General features: G+C 45.0%; 17 protein-coding genes. 8 read left to right on the top strand and 9 right to left on the bottom strand.

The window, feature by feature from the left end; translation table 11 throughout:
- Positions 1–61: 61 nt before the first annotated feature.
- Positions 62–628: a Crp/Fnr family transcriptional regulator gene (locus LDX50_RS29450; RefSeq protein WP_225699896.1), complete on the bottom strand. Its 567-nt coding sequence runs from the start codon at positions 626–628 to the stop codon at positions 62–64.
- Between the two features lie 145 nt (positions 629–773).
- Here LDX50_RS29450 and LDX50_RS29445 point away from each other — a divergent pair, with 145 nt between their 5' ends.
- Positions 774–1,178, top strand: a complete 405-nt coding sequence (locus LDX50_RS29445) for a hypothetical protein (protein ID WP_225699895.1) — start codon at positions 774–776, stop codon at positions 1,176–1,178.
- A gap of 121 nt (positions 1,179–1,299) precedes the next feature.
- Positions 1,300–2,787 (top strand): YfcC family protein, encoded by a 1,488-nt coding sequence (locus LDX50_RS29440; RefSeq protein ID WP_225699894.1) that lies wholly within the window; start codon positions 1,300–1,302, stop codon positions 2,785–2,787.
- 58 nt (positions 2,788–2,845) lie between these two features.
- On the opposite strand, the gene LDX50_RS29435 is transcribed toward LDX50_RS29440, so the two are convergent.
- Positions 2,846–4,177: a hypothetical protein gene (locus LDX50_RS29435; RefSeq protein ID WP_225699893.1), complete on the bottom strand. Its 1,332-nt coding sequence runs from the start codon at positions 4,175–4,177 to the stop codon at positions 2,846–2,848.
- An 80-nt stretch (positions 4,178–4,257) separates the two neighbouring features.
- Positions 4,258–6,105 carry an outer membrane protein assembly factor BamB family protein gene (locus LDX50_RS29430; RefSeq protein ID WP_225699892.1) on the bottom strand — a complete coding sequence of 616 codons (1,848 nt, stop codon included), beginning with the start codon at positions 6,103–6,105 and terminating at the stop codon, positions 4,258–4,260.
- 134 nt (positions 6,106–6,239) lie between these two features.
- Between LDX50_RS29430 and LDX50_RS29425 the strand changes: the two genes are divergently transcribed.
- The 4 genes from LDX50_RS29425 (at position 6,240) to LDX50_RS29410 (ending at position 11,358) form a co-directional block, all read left to right on the top strand.
- Positions 6,240–7,820, top strand: coding sequence for a M1 family metallopeptidase (locus LDX50_RS29425; RefSeq protein ID WP_225699891.1), 1,581 nt, complete (start codon positions 6,240–6,242; stop codon positions 7,818–7,820).
- 106 nt (positions 7,821–7,926) lie between these two features.
- The gene (locus LDX50_RS29420) at positions 7,927–9,996 is read left to right on the top strand and encodes an ArnT family glycosyltransferase (RefSeq protein ID WP_225699890.1); all 2,070 of its coding nucleotides are present in this window, start codon (positions 7,927–7,929) and stop codon (positions 9,994–9,996) included.
- Positions 9,996–10,781 (top strand): glycosyltransferase, encoded by a 786-nt coding sequence (locus tag LDX50_RS29415; protein WP_225699889.1) that lies wholly within the window; start codon positions 9,996–9,998, stop codon positions 10,779–10,781. The genes LDX50_RS29420 and LDX50_RS29415 overlap by 1 nt, the downstream gene beginning before the upstream one ends.
- 118 nt (positions 10,782–10,899) lie before the next feature.
- Entirely contained in the window at positions 10,900–11,358 is a 459-nt protein-coding gene (locus LDX50_RS29410; RefSeq protein ID WP_225699888.1) for a DUF4199 domain-containing protein, read from the top strand.
- Between the two features lie 88 nt (positions 11,359–11,446).
- On the opposite strand, the gene LDX50_RS29405 is transcribed toward LDX50_RS29410, so the two are convergent.
- On the bottom strand, positions 11,447–12,676 hold the full coding sequence (locus tag LDX50_RS29405) for a redoxin domain-containing protein (RefSeq protein ID WP_225699887.1): 1,230 nt from the start codon (positions 12,674–12,676) through the stop codon (positions 11,447–11,449).
- Between the two features lie 112 nt (positions 12,677–12,788).
- Between LDX50_RS29405 and LDX50_RS29400 the strand changes: the two genes are divergently transcribed.
- Positions 12,789–13,046 carry a hypothetical protein gene (locus tag LDX50_RS29400; protein ID WP_225699886.1) on the top strand — a complete coding sequence of 86 codons (258 nt, stop codon included), beginning with the start codon at positions 12,789–12,791 and terminating at the stop codon, positions 13,044–13,046.
- 16 nt (positions 13,047–13,062) lie between these two features.
- On the opposite strand, the gene LDX50_RS29395 is transcribed toward LDX50_RS29400, so the two are convergent.
- From LDX50_RS29395 to LDX50_RS29375, 5 genes are all read right to left on the bottom strand, one after another.
- A complete protein-coding gene (locus LDX50_RS29395; protein ID WP_225699885.1) occupies positions 13,063–13,794 on the bottom strand; it encodes an SIMPL domain-containing protein in 732 nt (243 codons plus the stop codon).
- Positions 13,795–14,415: 621 nt separating this feature from the next.
- Positions 14,416–15,180 (bottom strand): DUF2975 domain-containing protein, encoded by a 765-nt coding sequence (locus LDX50_RS29390; RefSeq protein WP_225699884.1) that lies wholly within the window; start codon positions 15,178–15,180, stop codon positions 14,416–14,418.
- Positions 15,181–15,391: 211 nt separating this feature from the next.
- Complete coding sequence (gene infB, locus LDX50_RS29385; protein ID WP_225699883.1) at positions 15,392–18,136, bottom strand: translation initiation factor IF-2; 2,745 nt, start codon at positions 18,134–18,136, stop codon at positions 15,392–15,394.
- A 42-nt stretch (positions 18,137–18,178) separates the two neighbouring features.
- Entirely contained in the window at positions 18,179–19,420 is a 1,242-nt protein-coding gene (nusA, locus tag LDX50_RS29380) for a transcription termination factor NusA (protein ID WP_225699882.1), read from the bottom strand.
- Positions 19,421–19,429: 9 nt separating this feature from the next.
- Positions 19,430–19,900, bottom strand: coding sequence for a ribosome maturation factor RimP (locus tag LDX50_RS29375; protein ID WP_225699881.1), 471 nt, complete (start codon positions 19,898–19,900; stop codon positions 19,430–19,432).
- Positions 19,901–20,048: 148 nt separating this feature from the next.
- On the opposite strand from LDX50_RS29375, the gene LDX50_RS29370 reads away from it, so the two are divergent.
- On the top strand, positions 20,049–21,062 hold the full coding sequence (locus LDX50_RS29370; protein WP_225699880.1) for a M28 family peptidase: 1,014 nt from the start codon (positions 20,049–20,051) through the stop codon (positions 21,060–21,062).
- Positions 21,063–21,074: the final 12 nt, after the last annotated feature.

Raw genomic sequence — 21,074 nt, 5'->3', positions numbered from 1 at the left:
TTAAGTTATGCCTGCAATTTGATGTCAATTATCAAAATGACAATTGATATAAATCAAATAATCATTTAATGTTTCTAACCCTGCTCAAAGTCTCTTGTGTAATACCAAGATATGAAGCAATCATATTCAGCGGGATACGATGATAAATATGGGAATAGGTCTGACAAAAATGGTCATATTTTTCCTTCGCACTTGTAAAACGCATCGATTTCATATGTTCCATTATATGTCCGAAAACAGTTCCCATCGATAAGCGTGAATAACGCTCCATCTCAGGAAAATGATCAAACAGAAAAACTAAATCATTGGCTGAAATGAAGTAAGCTTCTGTTGTTTCTATCGCATCAATGTAGTATATGTCTTTTTTTCTCTGGATGAAGCTGATCGGTGAGTTTATCCATTCATTCCGACCACAGAAATACTCGCTCACTTCTTTACCATCCTTCAAGAAGTAAACTCTGAGTATCCCGCTCTTGATGAAATAACTTTTTGTGCATACCTGGTTAGCATCTAACACCAATTCACCTTTTTTGAATACCGCTGTGAATAGCCTGCTTTCAAGTTCCTTTTTTAATTTATCAGAGACAGGAATAAATTCAGAGAAGTGCTCAATTATATCATTCTTCATTTGTAACAATTCGCAACATTTGTTTTCTATTTATAATTGTGGTAATGCCACAATTAAAACAAACATAATCGGAGCATCAATCAAAGCATATGATTGTCAAAGAATTGGATAATATTTCGTATTTTAATTGAAACCCATTTTCACCATGGCTCGTGTTTCCTTACTGCTGATCTTATTCTCACTGCTGATCAATATCCACTCCATAGGTCAGACCTACTATTCGGGATGGAAATTCCAGATCGAATTGATGCAGGTAGCCGACGGTCAACTGGAAATAGTATATTCCAAAAGGATGGTATCGCCTCTGAGCAGTGAGGCCGTACCGGGCGGCCCTGATTTTCTGATCACTCAAAATAATGGAATGAGCCATGGCCAATTAATGATGCCTGCCAATAATACTAACACTGGCGACTATACGGTGAACCGGGACTATTTCAAATACATCAACAAGAATATCCCCCCTGTTATTACACTACCGGAAACGACGAATAAAAAGGGATTCCCCGACCCTACAAAAAATCAATATTATCCCAAGCCGGATGGCAACTGACAAATAGTATTTGATCAATAACACTGGTCATAGATTCCTACCTCGCTGCCACTCTGAAAAATCAAACCCATCCCAAGGTAATAAATGAACTTTTGTGTTTATTGTGTCCGGATTAGCACTTATGAAAAAATTTCCATCTGCCCAGACGATTCTTCTTATCATCTCCGCTTTTGTTGCCCTGCTTACCTGGATCATTCCAGCCGGACAGTACGCATCACTGTCCTATGACAATTCAGAACAAGTATTCCTGAAGTCGTCCGAAGGGTCAACCCAGAAGCTTCCTGCTACCCGTCAAACGCTTGATGAGCTGAATGTTCAGATACCACTCGAAAATTTCACTTCCGGGGCGATTTACAAACCCATAGGCATTCCGGGAACATACCAGCGCCTCGAGTCAAATCCGCAGGGATTTTTCGAACTTGTTCAGGCCCCTGTGAAAGGAATCGTTGAAACCGCGGATATCATTTTCCTGGTTCTAATTATTGGGGGTCTGGTGGGTATTGTAGATAAGTCGGGAGCATTCAGCTCCGGCATCGCATGGCTGTCTGATTTCCTGAGAGGCCGGGAATATATCCTGATCATTACGACCACCCTACTGATTGGGCTTGGGGGAACAACATTCGGCTTCGGAGAAGAATGTATTGCTTTCCTCCCAATTCTGATTCCTGTCTTCCTCGCAGCAGGATATGATGCACTGGTAGCCATCGCAACCGTTTTCCTAGGATCCCAGGTAGGTGTGTTGGCATCCATAACCAATCCGTTTTCAACCATTATTGCATCAGACTCAGCAGGAATCACATGGACAACCGGACTGGATGGCCGGATCGTAATGTTCGTAATCTGTATGACGACTACGATCATCTTTCTGCTGCACTACGCAAAAAAAATTAAGGCCGACCCATCCAAATCGGTAATCTTCGATCAAAAACAACAGATGGAGAATATGTTTGGATCCGTGAAAACCGACGTGCCCGCTCTTTCAATTCGGTACAAGCTCATTCTGCTCATATTCATTCTAAGCTTCGTAGTGATGGTTTCCGGTGTAATCATGCTTGATTGGTGGTTCATTGAAATGACATCCGTCTTCGTGTTCGCTTCCATTTTGATCGGACTCGTCGGAAAAATGAAAGAGAATGATTTTATTCATGCATTCACAAAAGGTGCAGGAGAACTTCTTGGCGTAACTTTTATTATCGGGATAGCAAGGGGCATTTCGATTCTGATGAACGACGGGCTGATTACCGACACCATACTCTTCTATGCCAGTAATTTCACCGCCGGGATGGGCAAAGCGCTTTTCATCAATGCACTTTTTGGTGTGTACAATGTGCTGGCATTCTTCGTTTCATCAACATCCGGGACGGCAGTCCTTACCATGCCCATCATGGCCCCGCTGGCCGATACGGTAGACATCGGACGGGAAAGCGTTGTGAATGCTTATCAGTTCGGAAACGGAATTTTCAACCTGGTGAATCCAACCTCCCTTGTCCTTGCTTTTCTCGGAGTGGCGGAAATAGGCTACGACCGGTTCCTGAAATTTGTCTGGCCCCTCATTGTGATCCTGACCATTATTTGCATGGTGTTTTTAACAATCTCGATTTCAATTTAAATAATATCATACGGCGGGCAGCAGGGGATGTCGCATCTCCGAAATACGAAGAATAATTTTACAGGGACCAGAAAGGAACCAACGCGATTGTGTTTTCCTTTTCTTCTGAAACATGAAATAATTCAAGCAGGTGAAGCCCGCTTGGAAGGTCGTCAATAGAAAGGATCGTTTCAAAGCCCGCCTGCTCCTTACTGTTTTGAGCAATAACAAATTCACCCTTGTATTCGACGGAATCTATCCGAAACCGGTATAGCTCTGAAATTGCCTGAAGATATTTTTCCGTCATGTCCCTTTTTTCCTGCAATGTACGCTCCTCAAACCTGATGACAGAGGTCATGATCCCGCGCTGATCGTTTTCTGGTATCATATCAGGATAGGCCTTGTAAACCGATTCTTCAATCGGCTCACCGAACGGTATGAAGACTTCGAGGTAATCCGTGGTAATGGTTTTTGACGGAATTGACAGAAAGCGCGCAAACTTGTCATCCCCCAGCTCGTCTTCATAGTTGAGCGGACTTGCAACGGTTCCAAACAACTCAAGCCGTAAGAAAGTATCTTCAAAATTAAACGGCACGTAGTTGGAATTGACCGTATTAACAGAAGTAAGCAGGATCACGACGATATAAGTGGGAATGAGGGTCATCGCCAGGCGCCGGCCAAACCTGTGATCAAGGAGGTTATAAACAATTGGCCTGTAAACAAACGATAAAGTAAGGATACTGAATAGTCGGTAATACGGGTAGTAGATCATAAAAAGAATCCGCTTCTTTTTCAGTCCGCCCAGCGTCACAAAATCAATAAAGGTAAGTAAGGCACCCACGCCCAGAATCAAAACCACAATCACCTGAACAATTGTTCTTATCGGCCCGGGATCGAAGGCTGTAACAAGAAAACTGCTCAAGTACAGGGAGGCAAACACCATAAATACTGCCAAAATATAAAATACAGTCAGGAACGCCGAAGCGAAGATTACACTGCAGTATTTTTCCAGCTGGGCGATGAACCTGTCATACGGGCCGACCTTTTTTTCAAGAAAGCCTTTAACCCGTGTGGTATACTTCAGTTCATCATAATCAATTTCACCCGACACATACCGCAGACCTATCGCGCCAATCCAGAGACCCCGAAGGATCACATGGGCGGTCAGGTTCAGAATCAAAATAAACACTGCTGCCAGCAGGAAGGTCATGAAATAGACTTTCACATTATTTTCAAATGCAACTGCCCGCTTTATCTCTAGTGAAATGGGCGTAAAGGAAGTGAAGAGTGCATACAATGAAAATCCTGAGATAATCAATTCCAGCTGCCAGCTCTCCTGCTGTAGAATATCCAGCCATTTACGGAATGAACTGCTGTTGTAATCAGATTCCCCGGGAGGTTTATGCTCCATAATTCAAAATAGATTCATGTGGAAATATCTTATGCTAAAAAAAGGAATGACAGGCAGAATGAACACAATTAGCACCCAAATCACTCCAGTTCAAACGCGAGTAAAACGTTGCCCGGCATCTCGCCGAACAATGCATATCCGCTGTTGAAATAGACCATTCCATCCGATACTACGGGTGCCGGACCATCGATAGATCCGCCGCGCGCCTCCACGCCATTGATCGTTTCATATTCCCGATTAGTATCAAAATCCCAGAGAATTTCACCGGTTGCCGCATCATACGCCCGTGCATGTCCGTCCAGCGCCCCTGCGAAAACTACACCCGGAATCAGGGTTGGTGCAGCGGAGTGTGAATTATAACATCCGGCTTTACCTTCGCATAATGCAGGGTCCGGTGTATTTTTCCAAACTACTTTTCCCGTCATGATATCCAGGGCAAACAAACCAGGATTCGGGTCCACTCCCGGCTCACCACCATATTCAAACCAGTCGGAATTAGCGGCATATACCAGCTTGCCATCCGTGGCCATTCCCCAGTGAATACCTCCGAGTGCTCCTCCCCTTCCGATCCGTTCCTGCCAGATAGGATTACCTGTATCCGGATCCAGGCTGTGTACAACTCCTGATTTTTGTCCGACCACCAGCACTTCCTTACCATCCGGCCTGGTTGTAAGGATGGGAGCCATTCCAAAGTCGACATCAGGACCTGAAGGATCCGGACAATTCGCGCCGCCTTCGGTACATGCTGAAATGTACGCATCTTTAGGAGTTGCCTGGAAAGACCATTTGATCGCCCCCGTCTTCAGGTCGAGTGCCTGAATCGCATCAGACGTAAGTGTAGGCGGGTTTGAATAATTCTCCCCGGTGCCAATGTACAGGACGCCGCGTTTCGCATCGACGGTCGGACTGCTCCAGACCGGAGCCCCTGAAGGCCCGAAACGTTTTGTTCCTATACTGTTTACTCCATTTTCCACGGCCTCTTCACTTACAACCCGATGTCTCCAGACTGCTTCTCCTGTGGTAGAATTCAGTGCGACTACCTGTCCGGATGATTTACAGCATTCAAAATTCTCATTACCTGCCGCCACTACTTCCATGGAGGTAAGCGGAACATACAGCATTCCGTCATGATAGGCTGGTGTTCCGGAAACCGCATTATTGGCGTTATTACGAACGAATGATTTCCAAAGGAGCTCACCCGTTTCGGCTTTCACTGCGTAGGTATTCGTGCTGAAATCTGCAAAATAAAGGATCAGATCACCGTTGTTGTCCTGGTTTACGGCAATTCCTCCGCGAATATTGGCATCCGCCTCAAACATCCATTTCACACAACCTGTTTCCTTGTTCAGACAGTAGACTTCACCGAATTCACTGCCGAATATCATGTGATTTCCAATGATGGTTGGTTTTGTTCGGGTATTTCCTCCTCCATCGAAACCGAAAGCCCATTTCAGCTTCAGTGAAGGAACACTTTCCTTATTAATTCCCGCATTTTCAGCCGGGATGAATCCGGTACTTTCACGAACGCCTCCCCATCCGCTGTATTTCACCTGGCTTACCCAGGGAACATTCTCAGAGCAATAATTTAGGGGAGGCTTTTCTTCACTGTACTTCTTGTTGGTGATCATTTCTGCGATGGCAATTTTTTCTGCCTTGCTGAGCACCGCACCCTGCACCTGCATTTTTCCGGTTTCAAGTGTGGCAACGACACTTTTCGGACTTAACATACTTAGTTGAAATAATGCCGGCGCCTGATTGGTGCCGTTATCCATATGACAGGATGCGCAGTTATTGGTGAATAATCCCTGAACTACTTCCTCGGTTAGGACTTCGGTCATAGGGGTTTCTGATGTGGTTCTGGTTGGTTCGCAGGAGAAGAGAGAAAAGACTACGAGGATGGCTGTCAGTTTTGGGCAGATGTATTTCATATAAGTGATTGATTATAAATCAATATAGACAAAATTGTTTGGTAAATCCAGCGGGAACGGGGTACCATACACAAATTGATAGTAGTGTTCTTTTGCGGAAAATTGTAATTTGTCAGTCTGAATAGTTTACTGATATGCCACGATTACTTCTTCTACTGATAGTATTGATTTTCTCACATACCGCATTTACGCAAGTGGTCTATGACCGCAATGAAGGTGCCGATGTTACCAAATACACTTTCCGGCTTTCGCTGAATGATTCGAGTAATGTCATTTCAGGAGAGGCGACGATCGATGTCACATTCTCGGAATCCCCGGAAAAATTCAAGCTTGACCTGATCGGATCGAACGGGGAATATGGCATGAAAATCAATGAAGTGAGAGAAGGAGAATCTGCGGCTAACTGGACATTCGAGGAAGATGAAGTGATCATTTATCCATCCAACGGCGCTTCCACTGCTTCATTCACAATTTGCTATTCCGGAATACCTGAACGCGGGCTTGTAATTGATAAAACCAAATTCGGGAAGCGTTCCTTCTTCGGCGATAACTGGCCTACCCTGGCCCGGCACTGGCTCCCGTGTGTGGATCATCCGTACGACAAAGCCGCGGTAGAATTCCAGATCCATACGCCGGCACATTACGATGTGGTTGCCACAGGGAAAAAAATTGAGGAAAGCTACATTACGACCGGTTATAAACTCACCCGGTACTATGAACCGGCCCCGGTTGCTACAAAAGTAATGACCATCGGTGTATGCGAATTTGCCTCTGAAGTGCTGGGCTATGTCGATAATATCGAAATATCTGCCTGGGTGTACCCGGAGAACCGCCTCGAAGGCTTCAGTGATTATGCGGTAGCTGTGGAGGTCATGGAATATTTTATTAAAAATATCGGCCCGTATTCTTATGCCAAGCTTGCCAACATGCAGGCCAAAACCCAGTGGGGCGGACTCGAGAACGCGGGTACCATTGCCTACCGGGAAAGTTCCGTCACCGGGAAGAATGAAGTCGAGGGCCTGATTGCTCACGAAATCGCACATCAGTGGTTTGGAAATTCTGCATCGGAAGACAGCTGGAACCATGTTTGGCTCAGCGAAGGATTCGCTACCTATTTCACAATCCTGTACCTGGAAAACAAATATGGCGACGCAACCCGAAGGCAGGAACTCGTGAAGGACCGCAGGGAAATTATCGAATATTATGGTAAAAATCCGTCGTCGGTGGTCGATTATTCGATAACAGATGCTATGAACGTGCTTAGTACCAATACTTATCAGAAAGGCGGTTGGGTGCTGAACATGCTTCGTCACAAGATTGGTGATGAGGTTTTCTGGAATGGCATCCGGCGTTATTACGTAACCTACAGGAACGACAATGCTGTAACTGAAGATTTTCAGAAAATCATGGAACAGGTTTACGGAGAATCGTTGGAAGAATTCTTCAGGCAATGGGTATATACTGTGGGATACCCGGAACTTAGGACCAGCTGGAAATATAAGAAGGGCAAGGTAATGCTAAAAACCCAACAGGTTCAGGACCATTTTACATTTGATTTCCCGCTTGAAATAGGTCTCGTTTACGGCGAGGAAATTCAAAAGCAAACAATCACTATCAACAGCCGGTCGATGGAATTCGAATTACCTGCAGACACAGAACCGGATAATGTGATATTCGATCCGGATGTCTGGATGCTGTTTAAGGAAGTGAAATAATTTTGTGGCGTTCCCTGAATGCCTGATATCTCGCGAATTACCTATTTTCAGTGATTGAATATGCGGGTTCATTTTTGTAGCTTGTCCTTGCAAGCATTTTCCCTACATGAAAATTCCCAACCTAACCAAATCCGCGAAACTCGGGATACTCATTGCCATTTTACTGCTGGGGATCGTGAGATCCTGGTATGGTACACGGCTCGATTCATTCGCGAATGATGAACCATTCCATATCATTTCAGCCGCCTACTACGTGGCAGAAGGTGATTACAGGCTAAACCCGGAGCACCCTCCCTTGTCAAAGGATTGGGTCGGACTGTTTAACCAGCACCTCGAACTTCGGCCTATGGAAGTACTCAATGACAAGGATCATGAACGTGAGTGGCTGCAGGAGATCATGTATTTCGACAACGATGCCAGGCTTTCGCAAAAGCGATCGAGACTTGCCATGTATAGTTTTCATTTCATCCTGGGGCTGGGTATTGCATTGTTGCTCTGGCGAATTTTCGGATTTGGATGGGCGGTGGTGAGCTTACTTTGGCTGGCACTTGAACCTTCAATCGGGGCACATCAGCCGGTTGTTTTAACAGATCTCCCACTCTCATTCACATTGATACTTGCAGCACTCACAGGAGGAATGTTCTGTTACAGCTGGAAATGGAAATGGGCAATTGCGTTTGGTGTCACATTGGGAATGGCCTTTGCCGTAAAACATTCCGCATTGCCTGGCTTAGCGATGATGATCGGCGTGAGCGCTTTGGTGGCAATATATCCGATACTTCAGAAAAACTGGAGCAATGCGGGCAGACGGGTATTGAAATGGGCAGCAGCCTGCCTTATCATGCTGGCTACCTTATGGGCCGCATATGGGTTCAATTCGCATTCATCAGAAGGCGGACAGGATTTATTCAACCGAAGCCTGGAATTAAAAATCTCTGATTTGAATACCGAAAGGTGGCGCGTACTCCTCACCTTTATGGACAAATCACAGCTTTTACCGAAAGCGTATATCTGGGGGCTGGCCGATACCATCCGGGCAGGAATTGAAGGACGTGGAGATGATCAACATTTATTTTTTGGAACAATTGTATATGGAAGGGCGCCACTCCTGTATTTTCCGGGTGTGATCCTTTCGAAGATTCCTATAGCTCTTCTTCTGCTTTATTTTATTGGAATTTCTGCCATCCTGATTGCATTTGCACGACCTCATTCAGAAAAAATTAGAGCAATCGATCGTAAGCAATGGTTTGTAATTATTGCGCTTGTACTTGTTATGGTGGCGCATACATTGGCTCTGATGTCGGGACGTACATCCTATGGCGGAATCAGGCATGCCTTACCCATAGTTGCGATAATGGGAATATTGTCAGGAGGAGCAATTCTATGGCAATTCCCACGAAATCATGCATTGAAATATATAATTCCAGGTGCACTTCTGTTAACCTGTTTTGTGACAACTATCGGAGAACAACGGATTTGGGAATACTATAATGAGATCGTGGGCGGTACAGAAAATGCATACAAGTGCTTCTGCGACGAAGGGAATTATCTTGGTCAGCGTTTTTATGAAACTGAGGAATTCTTTAGTGACCCTGAAGTGGATTCTTCTGAACCGGTCCATGCCTGGGCCTGGTATATGGAAGAAGAAAAGGATGCTTCCAGTTTAAATTTCAGGGACGGTGTGCAGGATATCAACGACACAGCCTCTTTCGCCAACGTTGATGGATATTTCCTGATTGACATGTGTGATTATAATAAAACGCCGGAATGGGATCCTGAGAAAATTGAGGGACTTGTACAAAAAAAACGTATTGGTCATATAATGATTGCACATGGCGAATTAAGGGATACAACAGCCTGGGCAATATCGATGAGTTTTAAAGTTCTGGAATATATCACTGAATCAAAGGGAAATACTGATTGGGAACTCGTTGCGAAGCGCATGGAAAAGGTGACGGAATATACACAACAACGATCGAATCCATTTCTGATACTTGGAAACGCTTATGTGATGACCGGTGAACGTAATAAGGCGATTGCCGCATACCAAAAGTCAGCAGATAATATATACGGTGAGGATCCCAATAAGGTGGCTATTCTTGAACAAATAGAAAAAATTAAAAATGCTGAAGACATGGCGAGTGTAGGTATGCTCAGGCCCTATTTCATGGAATAATGTTCGATCCGTCTACCATACCGCCTGAGGATGTTCAGTCAACGCGCCTGTGTATCGTTATTCCCTGCTATAATGAAGCCAGCAAGCTGAAGTTATCCCATTTCAAAGACTACCTCCGGGAAAACCCGCGGGTTAAACTCGTATTTGTCAATGACGGCTCAAAAGATGCTACCCTGGAGATACTAAACAGAATTCAGCATGAAATGCCTGATCAAATCAGTGTTGTCGATTTGAAAAAGAATGTGGGAAAGGGAGAAGCTGTGCGGGCCGGGGTTCTGTATACCCTTGATACAGATATTTGTGACGCCATCGCCTACCTCGATGCCGACCTTGCAGTAACGCTCGAAGAATGTGATACCATTTCCGGCGCGCTAAAAGATGACATCAGTTTTTGCTTCGGGTCGAGGATCCTGCGTATTGGTTCTGTGATAGAAAGGAAACCTTCCCGCTTTATCATTGGCCGGGCTGTTGCCACGGTGATATCGCAAATACTCCGGCTCAAGGTGTATGACACACAGTGCGGCTGTAAATTATTCCGGAGGGATTTGGCAAAACAGATATTCAATGAGCCCTTCATTTCGCGTTGGCTTTTTGATGTGGAGATATTTTTTCGCATCCTCCAGTTGCACGGAAGGGAAGACGGCATCAGAAAAATGATGGAAATTCCGCTGAATCAATGGATTGATCAGGGAGATTCGAAAGTCAGACCAACCTATTTCTTCAGAATGATGGTAGACCTGGTTAAGATCAGAAACAGGTACAGTCAGAAAACACCCACCTCCTGAACCGTTGATTTCCGGGATAAAATCCAGAAAAAAGCGATAAGAACTGCATGACGTGCATCATAGGAATTGTGAATCAGTCAATCTACCTTATTCCTTAGCATTTAAATCCGATTGAGTCATGAAAGATGTAAAAGTACATTTTGAAAGCGTGGCCCGGAGGTCAGCCTTTCTTCTCGCACTGGCACTGATCGTATATTTTCTGATCATCCGATTTGTAGGACTGGCGGAAAACCAGACATTGCGCCTGGTTAATTTTGCCATTCTTGCGGTGGGTGTATTCCTGTCGGTACGCCGGTTCAGGGATAAATCCGACGACCGTTTCACCTATATCCGTGGGCTGCTGGCAGGAACATTCACAGCCGTTTTGGCTTCCGCGTTGTTCGGTGTGTTCATCTGGGCCTATTTGTTGTTCCTGGATCCAGGTTTCATGGCCGACCTGAAAGCCAATGCACCTTTTGGTCCGTACCTGAACCCCTATATCATCGCGGCAACCTTATGGATTGAAGGCATTTTCGCGGGAATGGTTTTTTCCTTCCTGTCGATGATGATGCTCACCAATAATGATGAGAATATTTAGGAACTAAAATTACACTACTCCCCAAACCCCCTGACAGTGGGGAATAAACACAAGGAGACGGACATCCCAAAATATCCTGAACGAACTATTAATAATATCTTCCGATCATCGGATGCTCAACAATCATACGTTTTACCTCTTGCGGATCCATACTCCCCTGAATGCGGTAGATAACCTTGCCTCCGGGTTCAATGAGCATCGTGTACGGCAGACTGCCATTCCATTCCGGGTCCACCGCTTCGATAAGTGCATATTTATCCCCTTCAGAATAGATAAAGTTCCTGAGGGCTGAATGACTCTTCTGCAGAAATTCATGTGCTTTTTCCTTTGCTTCCAGGTTATCGGCACTGATGGATATAAATTCGAAGTCGCGGTCATCATACATGCGATGAATTTCCACAAAATCAGGGTATTCAATAATACAGGGTCCGCACCATGTTGCCCACAGGTTTACCAGGAGCAGCTTTTTTGAGTCATTCTTCAGCAATTCCGTGATACCACCCGTCGTGATTTCTTCCAGGGTAACCGGCGCGGCATCCCAAGCGGCATAAACCTCCTTCTTGTATTTATCCTTCCAGGCCCATTTAACCGAACAGCCGAATGTCTTGGTGGAAGTTAAAGGCATCTCTGACCCATTAAGTACAGCATCAATCGCATTACGTAAATCCTCGGCATTCGCAGTACCCGGTTTCTCCGATGCATCAAGCCGGCCTACATAACGAAGTTTACGATCACTGTCGAAAACAAATGCATGTGGCGTGGCAACCGGACCATATTTAAGCGATGCCTCATGGGTATCGCCGTCATAGAGATAGGGAAAATTGAAATTCTTGTTTTGAGCACGTATAATCATTTCCTCATATGTGTCACCCAGATCTGAGTAGCCGAGCTCGTCGAAGAGTAAACCGATCGGACTGTTGGGTGAAATCGCAACCACCTGCACCCCTGCGTCACGATAATCATTGGTGAGGGCTATCATCCGGTCTTCATATGCCTGGGCGGTCGGACAGTGATTACAGGTGAAGATGATCACCAGGACCCGGGCCGAATCGTAGTCACTCAGACTGTGATATTTACCATCAACACCGGGCAGATTAAAGTCGGGTGCCGGCGAGCCCAATGTAAGTGTTTGAACTTCCTGCTCCTTAATTGGTTGGGGACTGGCTACAAATGCCGGGGTTAGTACTTCCGAAGGAACCTCTTCGGCAGATTCATCGGTGACCTCTGTTTTGATTGAACAGGAAATCAGGAGCCCTGTACACAGTAAAAATGCAATAAACGACAATTTTTGATCCATCACTTGGTTACGTTTTTTCATAAGTTACAGAAATCCAGCGGATAAACTCAATAACTTTTGTCCTCTGTAAGTTTCCCTGGATTTATTGAAGGATTGCGCTTTTAGATTACCGTTGAACTTAGTAAGTTAGGGTATGACCAGAATGGAAGAATTTAATACGTTATCCTTTCGCGATAAAATTCGCCGCCTCTATGAGGAAGGAACGTTTATTGTTTCTATCCGATACTATGGTTATAAGATCAACCTTTACCTGTACGACGAAAACTACATTGAGGTGTTCTATAATCATAAGCTGGATCTGATCGAACGGATTGAACCTTTACAGGGAAATCCTACGAGGATGAAATTTTATTCTGATCAGATCAAGCTGCCGGCGGATTTTGTTGCCTGAAAAAAAGAAGGCCTGCTTACCTGACTCCAAACCGGAGCTTCATGGTGATCGTGGCTGTCTTCATTTTTGATGAAGTGTTATAGGTACCGCCCCAGGAAAAATCCTCATTTGAATTTCTTGCAATAATCTGAAAGACGCCCATTTGAGCTGATTTCAAAGATCCGAGTCCTGAACCCGAATTCTCGGCAATCCGACCTGCACGTTCAGTCGCATCACGTGTTGCTTCGGCAATCATTTCCAGCTTCAGATCTGCCAGCCGTGTATAATAATATTGCGGAGGGTATGAGTTGAAAGTCAGTCCCTGGTTAATCAGCTCCGTCACTTCCCTGGATATCTGTTCAACCAGATCAACCGCGTCAGATTCTATTTCCACACGCTGAGTGAGCAGATAACCGTTGAATTTTCGTACCGACTGACCGCGATTATCATATTCATAGTCATATTGCTGATTAATATCCACCGCTGAAAAAGTGATGGAATCTGAGGGAATCCCTTTGCCGACCAGGTAGGAACGGACGGATTGCTGATCATTCTTCAGTTGATTATAGGCATCATCGAGATTCATCGCCTGCCTGGAAAAATTGCCGCTCCAGACGATAAGATCTGAGGTAAAATCCTGTCTTCCCAATCCAGTCACCTGGATTGAGTTTGAATTTTCATTCCTGTTAAGAAAGGAATAGGACAGCATTGCCGTGCAGATCACCGCCGCACCGGCAAGAATAATGATGGCAACTACAGACTTCTTCATAAGCGCATAACGTCGTTCTTCGAAAAAAAATATCTGGTTGGTAAATTTTCTTGTTCAATAAAACAAAGAATTGGTGGTAGAAAGGGTTTTATGACCGAAAAAACTGGGAGTAGGTCGTAGGCAGGAACCTCATATCTTAGTAACGGACTAGAACCACCCTCACAAAGCCGTCATCCCTGCCGGTCAGGCGGGGATGACGATGGGAAAGGTTGTAGAATCGCCGGATTGGTCTTTAATCAAACAACAAATGGCCATTGACGCGTGCCGCTAGGTACGCCGGATGGGTAATGAATCAAACAAAAAAGGCCATTGACGAGTGCCGTTAGGTACGCCAAATGGGTAATGAATCAAACAAAAAAGGCCATTGACGCGTGCCGCTAGGTACGCCGGATTGGTAATTAATCAAACAAAAAAGGCCATTGAAGAGTGCCGTTAGGTACGCCAAATGGGTAATGAATCAAACAACAAATGGCCATTGACGCGTGCCGCTAGGTACGCCGGATGGGTAATTAATCAAACAACAAACGGCCATTGACGCGTGCCGTTAGGTACGCCGGATGGGTAAAAAAAAGGCTGCCCTTTTGAGACAGCCTCTTTCACTTTTTACAAGTATATCCTTTATTATGCCGTAGCAGGAGTTGATTTCTCTGCGCCGGAATTCACCGGGCTGTTCAGCGTAGCGATATGATAGCTCTTACGCGCCTTATATCCGCAGTACTGACACTCGAAATGTTTGATCAACTCTCCTTCGTCTGCCACTGTAGGCTGACGTACGATCTCCTCACGATTCACTTTAAATGTCTGGTAGTTACACTCAGGACACTGAAGTGCGTGCAGGTGACCTGCATATTTTTCAATTTTTGTATATCCGGTTTCTTCATCCACCCAAACATCGTAATCCACAGAGTAGATTTCCTCTTCAGCCTGCATACCTTCATCAAGGTAAACATCTTCCTCGTCTTCACTAAGAAGTTTCATAGGCTTTCCTGTCTTAGGAGAAATCCTGGGCTTGAATCGAAGCGTTCTGAGACGCTTTTCGATATAGAAAGGATAGTAGAACTTCAGGAGATTATGGATAATCACACCCATAATAAGTCCCATCATGATCGTTACGAAAATTCGCACGAACACCATGAGAACGGTGAGTTCTACGATATTGGAGTTAAAATAAAATCCGCCTGCAATAATTAGTACGATGCCGGCAGATAATAATACACTGATTTCACTGCGGTTAATGTAGTCGTACTTCTTTTTGGCATCACTGGTTGCACCTAATTTGAAAATGTGGCCTAATACTATTAATCCTGCCAATGCCGTAAATGCCATTGCGATGTACTGTGCCCAGGTGTTCCAGGTCTCAAATGATTGTACTGAGAGTTCTTCCATGGCCTGAATCTTTAAATAAAAAAGTTAGTTAGTTTAAAAAAATGCTCTATCGCACTAATAATTTACAATTCATTGTCCAATTTTAATATTTTTTTTAACTAAAAAAGGAACTAATTGCCCGCAAATCATACATGTGCCATGTTAATACGGCGTAATCAAAAAAGGGAACCACCCTGGCTCCCTTTTTTTTGAAAAAATTTCAACTTTTTTATTAAAGTGTCCGTTTGGTCTCTCTTTCCTCATAGCTTTCAATCACATCTCCTTCTTTGATATCATTGAAATTCTTGATCGAAATACCACATTCATAGCCATTTTTCACCTCTGCAACGTCATCTTTGAAGCGTTTCAGCTGACCAAGATCACCAGAGTAGACTACAATACCATCCCGAATCAAACGGATCGGATTATTTCTCTTGATTGATCCGTCGATCACCATACAACCGGCTACGGTTCCAACTTTAGAGATTTTAAATACTTCTCTTACTTCAACATTACCTACAATGACCTCTTCCACCTTAGGATCAAGCATACCTTCCATGGCATCTTTCACATCATTAATGGCATCATAGATCACAGAATAGAGCCTGATCTCAATCTCTTCATTCTCTGCAATCTTCTTGGCAGAGTTTGAAGGACGCACCTGGAAACCTACGATTACAGCATCCGATGCGGAGGCAAGCAATACGTCTGATTCAGAAATCTGACCTACACCTTTATGTATTATGTTAACCTGAATTTCTTCCGTGCTCAACTTCAACAGTGAATCGGAAAGGGCCTCCACAGAACCATCCACGTCACCTTTTACAATCACATTCAGTTCCTTGAAGTTTCCAATCGCAAGTCGGCGCCCGATTTCATCCAGCGTAATGTGCTTCTTGGTTCGTATGCTTTGCTCACGAAGGATCTGTTCACGCTTGGTGGCAATTTCACGTGCCTCACGATCAGATTCCATCACATTGAACTTATCACCTGCCTGAGGTGCACCATCAAGACCCAGCATCAGTACCGGTGTTGACGGTCCGGCTTCTTTCATCTGTTTCCCGGTATGATCGAACATGGCTTTCACACGGCCATAGTAGGCTCCTGCTAAAACCACATCACCCACGTGCATCGTTCCGTTCTGTACGAGCATTGTCGCTACATAACCACGACCTTTATCAAGACTCGCTTCGATCACTGTTCCATTCGCCGCTTTGTCAGGGTTGGATTTCAATTCAAGCAATTCTGCTTCCAGCAAGACTTTTTCCAGGAGATCATCGATACCCTGACCGGTCTTAGCCGATATCTCAGCGCACTGATATTTACCTCCCCAGTCTTCGACCAGGATATTTATGTTTGCCAACGATTCCTTCACCTTATCAGGGTTGGCATTTGGCTTATCAATCTTGTTGATCGCAATGATAATGGGAACACCCGCTACCTGGGCATGATTGATCGCTTCCTTCGTTTGTGGCATCACATCATCGTCGGCCGCAACCACGATAATTACAATATCCGTTACTTTGGCACCACGGGCACGCATCGCAGTAAACGCTTCGTGACCAGGTGTATCAAGGAATGCGATCTTCTCGCCTTTTTCGGTACGAACATCATATGCACCAATGTGCTGCGTGATACCTCCGGCTTCACCGGCGGTAACTTTAGAGCTTCGGATATAATCCAGTAATGAGGTTTTACCGTGGTCAACGTGACCCATGATCGTAACGATGGGAGCCCTGCCTTTCAGATCCTCCGGATCATCGGCCTGGACTTCCACCTCCATTTCATCATCTGCAGTCGTAAATTCCACGTTGTAGCCAAATTCATCCGCAATGATCGTAATGGATTCTGCATCGAGACGCTGGTTAATGGAAACAAACATCCCAAGGCTCATACAGGTTGAAATGACATCGTTCACCGATACATCCATCAGCGAAGCAAGGTCATTCGCGGAAATAAATTCCGTTACCTTCAGTGTTTTTGATTCTTCCTGTTCCTGAAGCATTTGCTCCTCTTTGGCTTCCGCCATAGCAGAACGCTTCTCCCTGCGATATTTCGAACCAGTGCTTTTCTTTCCTCCACCACTCAATTTGGCCAGAGTCGCCTTGATCTGATCCTGAATTTCCTTGTCAGACGGCTCTTCCTTCTCCACACGTCCTCTTCTTCGACTGTCCTTGGAATCATCCCGGGCAATACGCTTACGTGGACGCTTTTTCTTCTTTCGCTCCTTCTGGTCGTCTGATGACGCCACAGGCTTGGATTTTTTATCTTTCTTTTCGGGAAGATCAATCTTTCCAACGACCTTTAATCCCTGCAATTTATCTGCCTTTGCCTCGATCACATCATTCTGTGGAGCAGGTTTGGTCTCTTTTACTTCCTTCGGAGCTTCCTTCTCTGCAGGTTTCTCTTCTTTCTTAGCCTCTGCAGGTTTCTCCTTTACGGGCTCCTCCTTCTTAGGTTCCTTCTTCTGATCGAGATCGATCTTGCCCAGGACCTTAATGCCCTTAAGCCTATTGGCATCATCCTCTTTTTCCTCCGGTTCAGCCGGCTTTTCCTCTACCTTCTCTTCTTCCTTGGCCTTCTCCTCAACCTTTTCAGGCTTAACTTCTTCAACTTTCTCTTCCTTTTCCGCCTTTACAGGTGCAGGCTCTTCTTCCTTCTTTCCAGGTTTGGTTGAAAGATTCTTGATCAGGACACTTTCCTCATCTTCACCTTTCGACTGAACATCAGAATCAGAATCAATCACCACATTTTCCACATGCTTGGTTCCGATCGTCATACTCGACGCTTCTTCCTTTTCATGTGCAGAGGCAGCAAATTCTTTGGAAAGCATGGCATATTGCTCAGCAGTGATCTTCGAATTCGGACTGCTATCCACCTCGAATCCCTTATCCGTAAGGTATTCCAGGATGGTATGCCTTCCCACATTCAGTTTTCTCGCTACCTGACTAAGCCTCATGGTTTGTTCGTCTGCCATACTCAAATATCTCCTTTTTATTTTATTAAATGAAAAATCTGATTATTCGAACTCCTGACGAAGGATCTTCAGAACATTCTGGATTGTTTCCTCCTCCAGGTCTGTTCTCCGCTCCAGTTCATCCTTGGTTAGGGTAAGCACACTCTTTGCTGTATCCAAACCAATTCTCTTGAGTTCATCAATTACCCAATCTTCAATTTCATCGCTGAATTCGTCAAGATCCACATCCTCCTCCTCAAGTTCATCCAACTCACGGAATACATCGATCTCCAATCCAACTAACCTGCTGGCTAATTTAATATTTTGTCCACCCTTACCAATGGCCAGCGAAACCTGGTCGGGCTTTAGGAATACCGCAACACGGCCTTCATCCTGATTGATCTTCATACTGCTGATCTTCGCAGGGCTAAGTGCACGACTGATGTACAGATCCATGTTCTCAGTAAAATTGATCACATCAATATTTTCGTTTTGTAATTCACGGACAATACTGTGAATACGTGATCCCTTCATACCAACACACGCACCTACAGGATCAATACGGTCGTCATACGATTCAACAGCAACCTTGGCGCGTTCACCAGGCTCACGAACCACCTTCTTAATGGTGATCAATCCGTCATATACTTCGGGAACTTCACTTTCAAACAACCTTTCCAGGAATACCGGACTTGTTCTCGAAAGAATGATCTTCGGATTTCCATTCACCATTTCCACCCTGTCCACAATCGCACGAACCTGATCTCCCTTACGGAAACGATCTTTCCCGATCTGTTCATTCTTAGGTATTGAGATCTCATTTCCTTCCGCATCGATCAATAAAACCTCACGGCTCAGGATCTGGTAAACCTCGCCACTGATGATCTCACCCACCAGGTCCTTATATTTCTGAAAGAGAATATCTTTTTCGAGATCCTTCACTTTCTGAATCAATGTCTGACGCGCCGTCATGACAGCCCGACGTCCAAAATCCTCCAGCGTGATTTCCTCAGCCACTTCTTCACCAATCTCAAAATCAGGCTCAATCTTACGGGCTTCAGTAAGGCTTATCTTATCGTGATCCCAAATATCCTCGGAGTTGTCGTCAACAATTTCCCTGAAACGCCAGATTTCAAGGTCACCCTTGTCGGCGTTGATAATCACATCGAAGTTCTCGTCTGTCTCAAACTTCTTCCGAATCATTGTCTTGAAAACATCCTCCAGGATCCTGATCATGGTCGGACGGTCTATGTTCTTCTGCCGCGCAAAATCCGCAAATGATTCAATTAATACTGACGCATCCATCTTTTACTTTTATTTAAATGAAATCTGAACAATCGCTTTTTCTATTTCTTTGTAAGGAATTTCTTCCTGTACTTCCTTTTTATCTTTCCCTTTACCACTGGTATAGGATATTTCGATACCATCCTTGCCCGCTGAAATCAGTTTGCCCTTGATCTCCTTTGAATCTGATCTTCTGATCTTAAGATTCCGGCCAATGTTCTTGCGGTACTGTCGTTCCGAAGAAAGTGGATAGTCCACCCCGGGAGATGATACCTCCAGCGTGTACGCGCCGTCAAGGACTTCCTGCTCTTCAAGAATCGAACCCAACTGCCGGCTCATCGATGCACAATCATCTATTGTCACACCATTATCTCCATCAAGCAACACCTTCACTTTGGAACGGCTTCCAGAACTGCTTACATCCACCTCCACAATAAAGTGACTGGCATCCGATAACAGACTTTCACACAATTCCCTGATTTTCTGGTCTACCGACATCATTCCACGATATAAAAAGAGGGGACTGCTAGTCCCCTCAAACTAATTTCGTATTTTCGGAGGCAAAGTTAAACCAATTTCATTTGCTTTACAAATACCGATCACTAAATGATTGGAACGATTTCTGCTCCCAAGTGAAAAAAATCGCTTTATGAACAAACATATTTTTTTCGTACCGGCATTGGTCCTGAGTTTCACCTTTGCAGGATGTAATAACAATAACGCAAGCAAAGAAGTTTCCGTTTCTGAAGAAGCATCGACCGTTGCGCTGGATATTCCTGATTTTAACGCCGACAGCGCCTATCACTACGTGGAAACACAGGTAAATTTCGGTCCGCGGGTTCCCAACACCGAAAGCCACAGGCAGGCAGCGACCTACTTCGTTGCCAAACTGAAGTCCTATGGAGCCAAAGTAACTGAACAGGATTTTGTGGCCACAACTTTCGATGAAAAACAGGTAAACCTGAAAAATATCATTGCTTCATTCAGGCCGGAGAATAAACGCCGCATTCTGTTAGCGGCACACTGGGATACACGGCCGTTTGCCGACAAGGACAGTGAGCGCCAGGACGAACCAATCGATGGTGCCAATGATGGTGCCAGCGGTGTGGGTGTGCTGCTGGAAATCGCTCGGATCATCTCTGCTCAGGATCCGGGCGTAGGAGTGGATATAATTCTTTTCGATGGCGAAGACTGGGGTAATGATACCGGAACGCAGCGATCTGTGCCCTTGCCGGAAGGACTGGACAGCTGGTGGTGCCTGGGATCCCAATACTGGGCGAAGAATCCGCATCAGCCTAACTATTCTGCCTATTTTGGCATTCTCCTTGATATGGTGGGCGGTGAAAACGCCACATTTTATCGTGAGGGATATTCCATGGAAGTAGCCCCGCTTATCGTTGATAAGGTATGGAAAACTGCAGCCAAGCTAGGTTACAGCAATCACTTCATACCCCGGAACAGCGGTCCGATTACAGATGACCATGTTTTCGTGAATCTCTACAGGAATATCCCGATGATCGATATTATTCCTACTGATGTGAATGACAATTCATTCGGAGATTTTCACCACACCCATAAGGACAATATGGAAATCATCAGCCGGGAAACACTGGACGCAGTGGGTGAAACAGTCCTCCATGTATTATTTGAATCAGCCACATAAAAAACCGGGCAA

The organism is Fulvivirga sedimenti (assembly GCF_020328055.1).
The sequence above is the reverse complement of the archived record's forward strand: the minus strand, read 5'-3'. Positions and strand labels throughout refer to the sequence as shown.

What these genes read in the sequence shown, in the direction of transcription:
- LDX50_RS29450 (WP_225699896.1), bottom strand. Translation starts at nt 628, where the DNA reads ATGAAGAATGATATAATTGAGCACTTCTCTGAATTTATTCCTGTCTCT.
- LDX50_RS29445 (WP_225699895.1), top strand. Translation starts at nt 774, where the DNA reads ATGGCTCGTGTTTCCTTACTGCTGATCTTATTCTCACTGCTGATCAAT.
- LDX50_RS29440 (WP_225699894.1), top strand. Translation starts at nt 1,300, where the DNA reads ATGAAAAAATTTCCATCTGCCCAGACGATTCTTCTTATCATCTCCGCT.
- LDX50_RS29435 (WP_225699893.1), bottom strand. Translation starts at nt 4,177, where the DNA reads ATGGAGCATAAACCTCCCGGGGAATCTGATTACAACAGCAGTTCATTC.
- LDX50_RS29430 (WP_225699892.1), bottom strand. Translation starts at nt 6,105, where the DNA reads ATGAAATACATCTGCCCAAAACTGACAGCCATCCTCGTAGTCTTTTCT.
- LDX50_RS29425 (WP_225699891.1), top strand. Translation starts at nt 6,240, where the DNA reads ATGCCACGATTACTTCTTCTACTGATAGTATTGATTTTCTCACATACC.
- LDX50_RS29420 (WP_225699890.1), top strand. Translation starts at nt 7,927, where the DNA reads ATGAAAATTCCCAACCTAACCAAATCCGCGAAACTCGGGATACTCATT.
- LDX50_RS29415 (WP_225699889.1), top strand. Translation starts at nt 9,996, where the DNA reads ATGTTCGATCCGTCTACCATACCGCCTGAGGATGTTCAGTCAACGCGC.
- LDX50_RS29410 (WP_225699888.1), top strand. Translation starts at nt 10,900, where the DNA reads ATGAAAGATGTAAAAGTACATTTTGAAAGCGTGGCCCGGAGGTCAGCC.
- LDX50_RS29405 (WP_225699887.1), bottom strand. Translation starts at nt 12,676, where the DNA reads ATGAAAAAACGTAACCAAGTGATGGATCAAAAATTGTCGTTTATTGCA.
- LDX50_RS29400 (WP_225699886.1), top strand. Translation starts at nt 12,789, where the DNA reads ATGACCAGAATGGAAGAATTTAATACGTTATCCTTTCGCGATAAAATT.
- LDX50_RS29395 (WP_225699885.1), bottom strand. Translation starts at nt 13,794, where the DNA reads ATGAAGAAGTCTGTAGTTGCCATCATTATTCTTGCCGGTGCGGCGGTG.
- LDX50_RS29390 (WP_225699884.1), bottom strand. Translation starts at nt 15,180, where the DNA reads ATGGAAGAACTCTCAGTACAATCATTTGAGACCTGGAACACCTGGGCA.
- infB (WP_225699883.1), bottom strand. Translation starts at nt 18,136, where the DNA reads ATGGCAGACGAACAAACCATGAGGCTTAGTCAGGTAGCGAGAAAACTG.
- nusA (WP_225699882.1), bottom strand. Translation starts at nt 19,420, where the DNA reads ATGGATGCGTCAGTATTAATTGAATCATTTGCGGATTTTGCGCGGCAG.
- LDX50_RS29375 (WP_225699881.1), bottom strand. Translation starts at nt 19,900, where the DNA reads ATGATGTCGGTAGACCAGAAAATCAGGGAATTGTGTGAAAGTCTGTTA.
- LDX50_RS29370 (WP_225699880.1), top strand. Translation starts at nt 20,049, where the DNA reads ATGAACAAACATATTTTTTTCGTACCGGCATTGGTCCTGAGTTTCACC.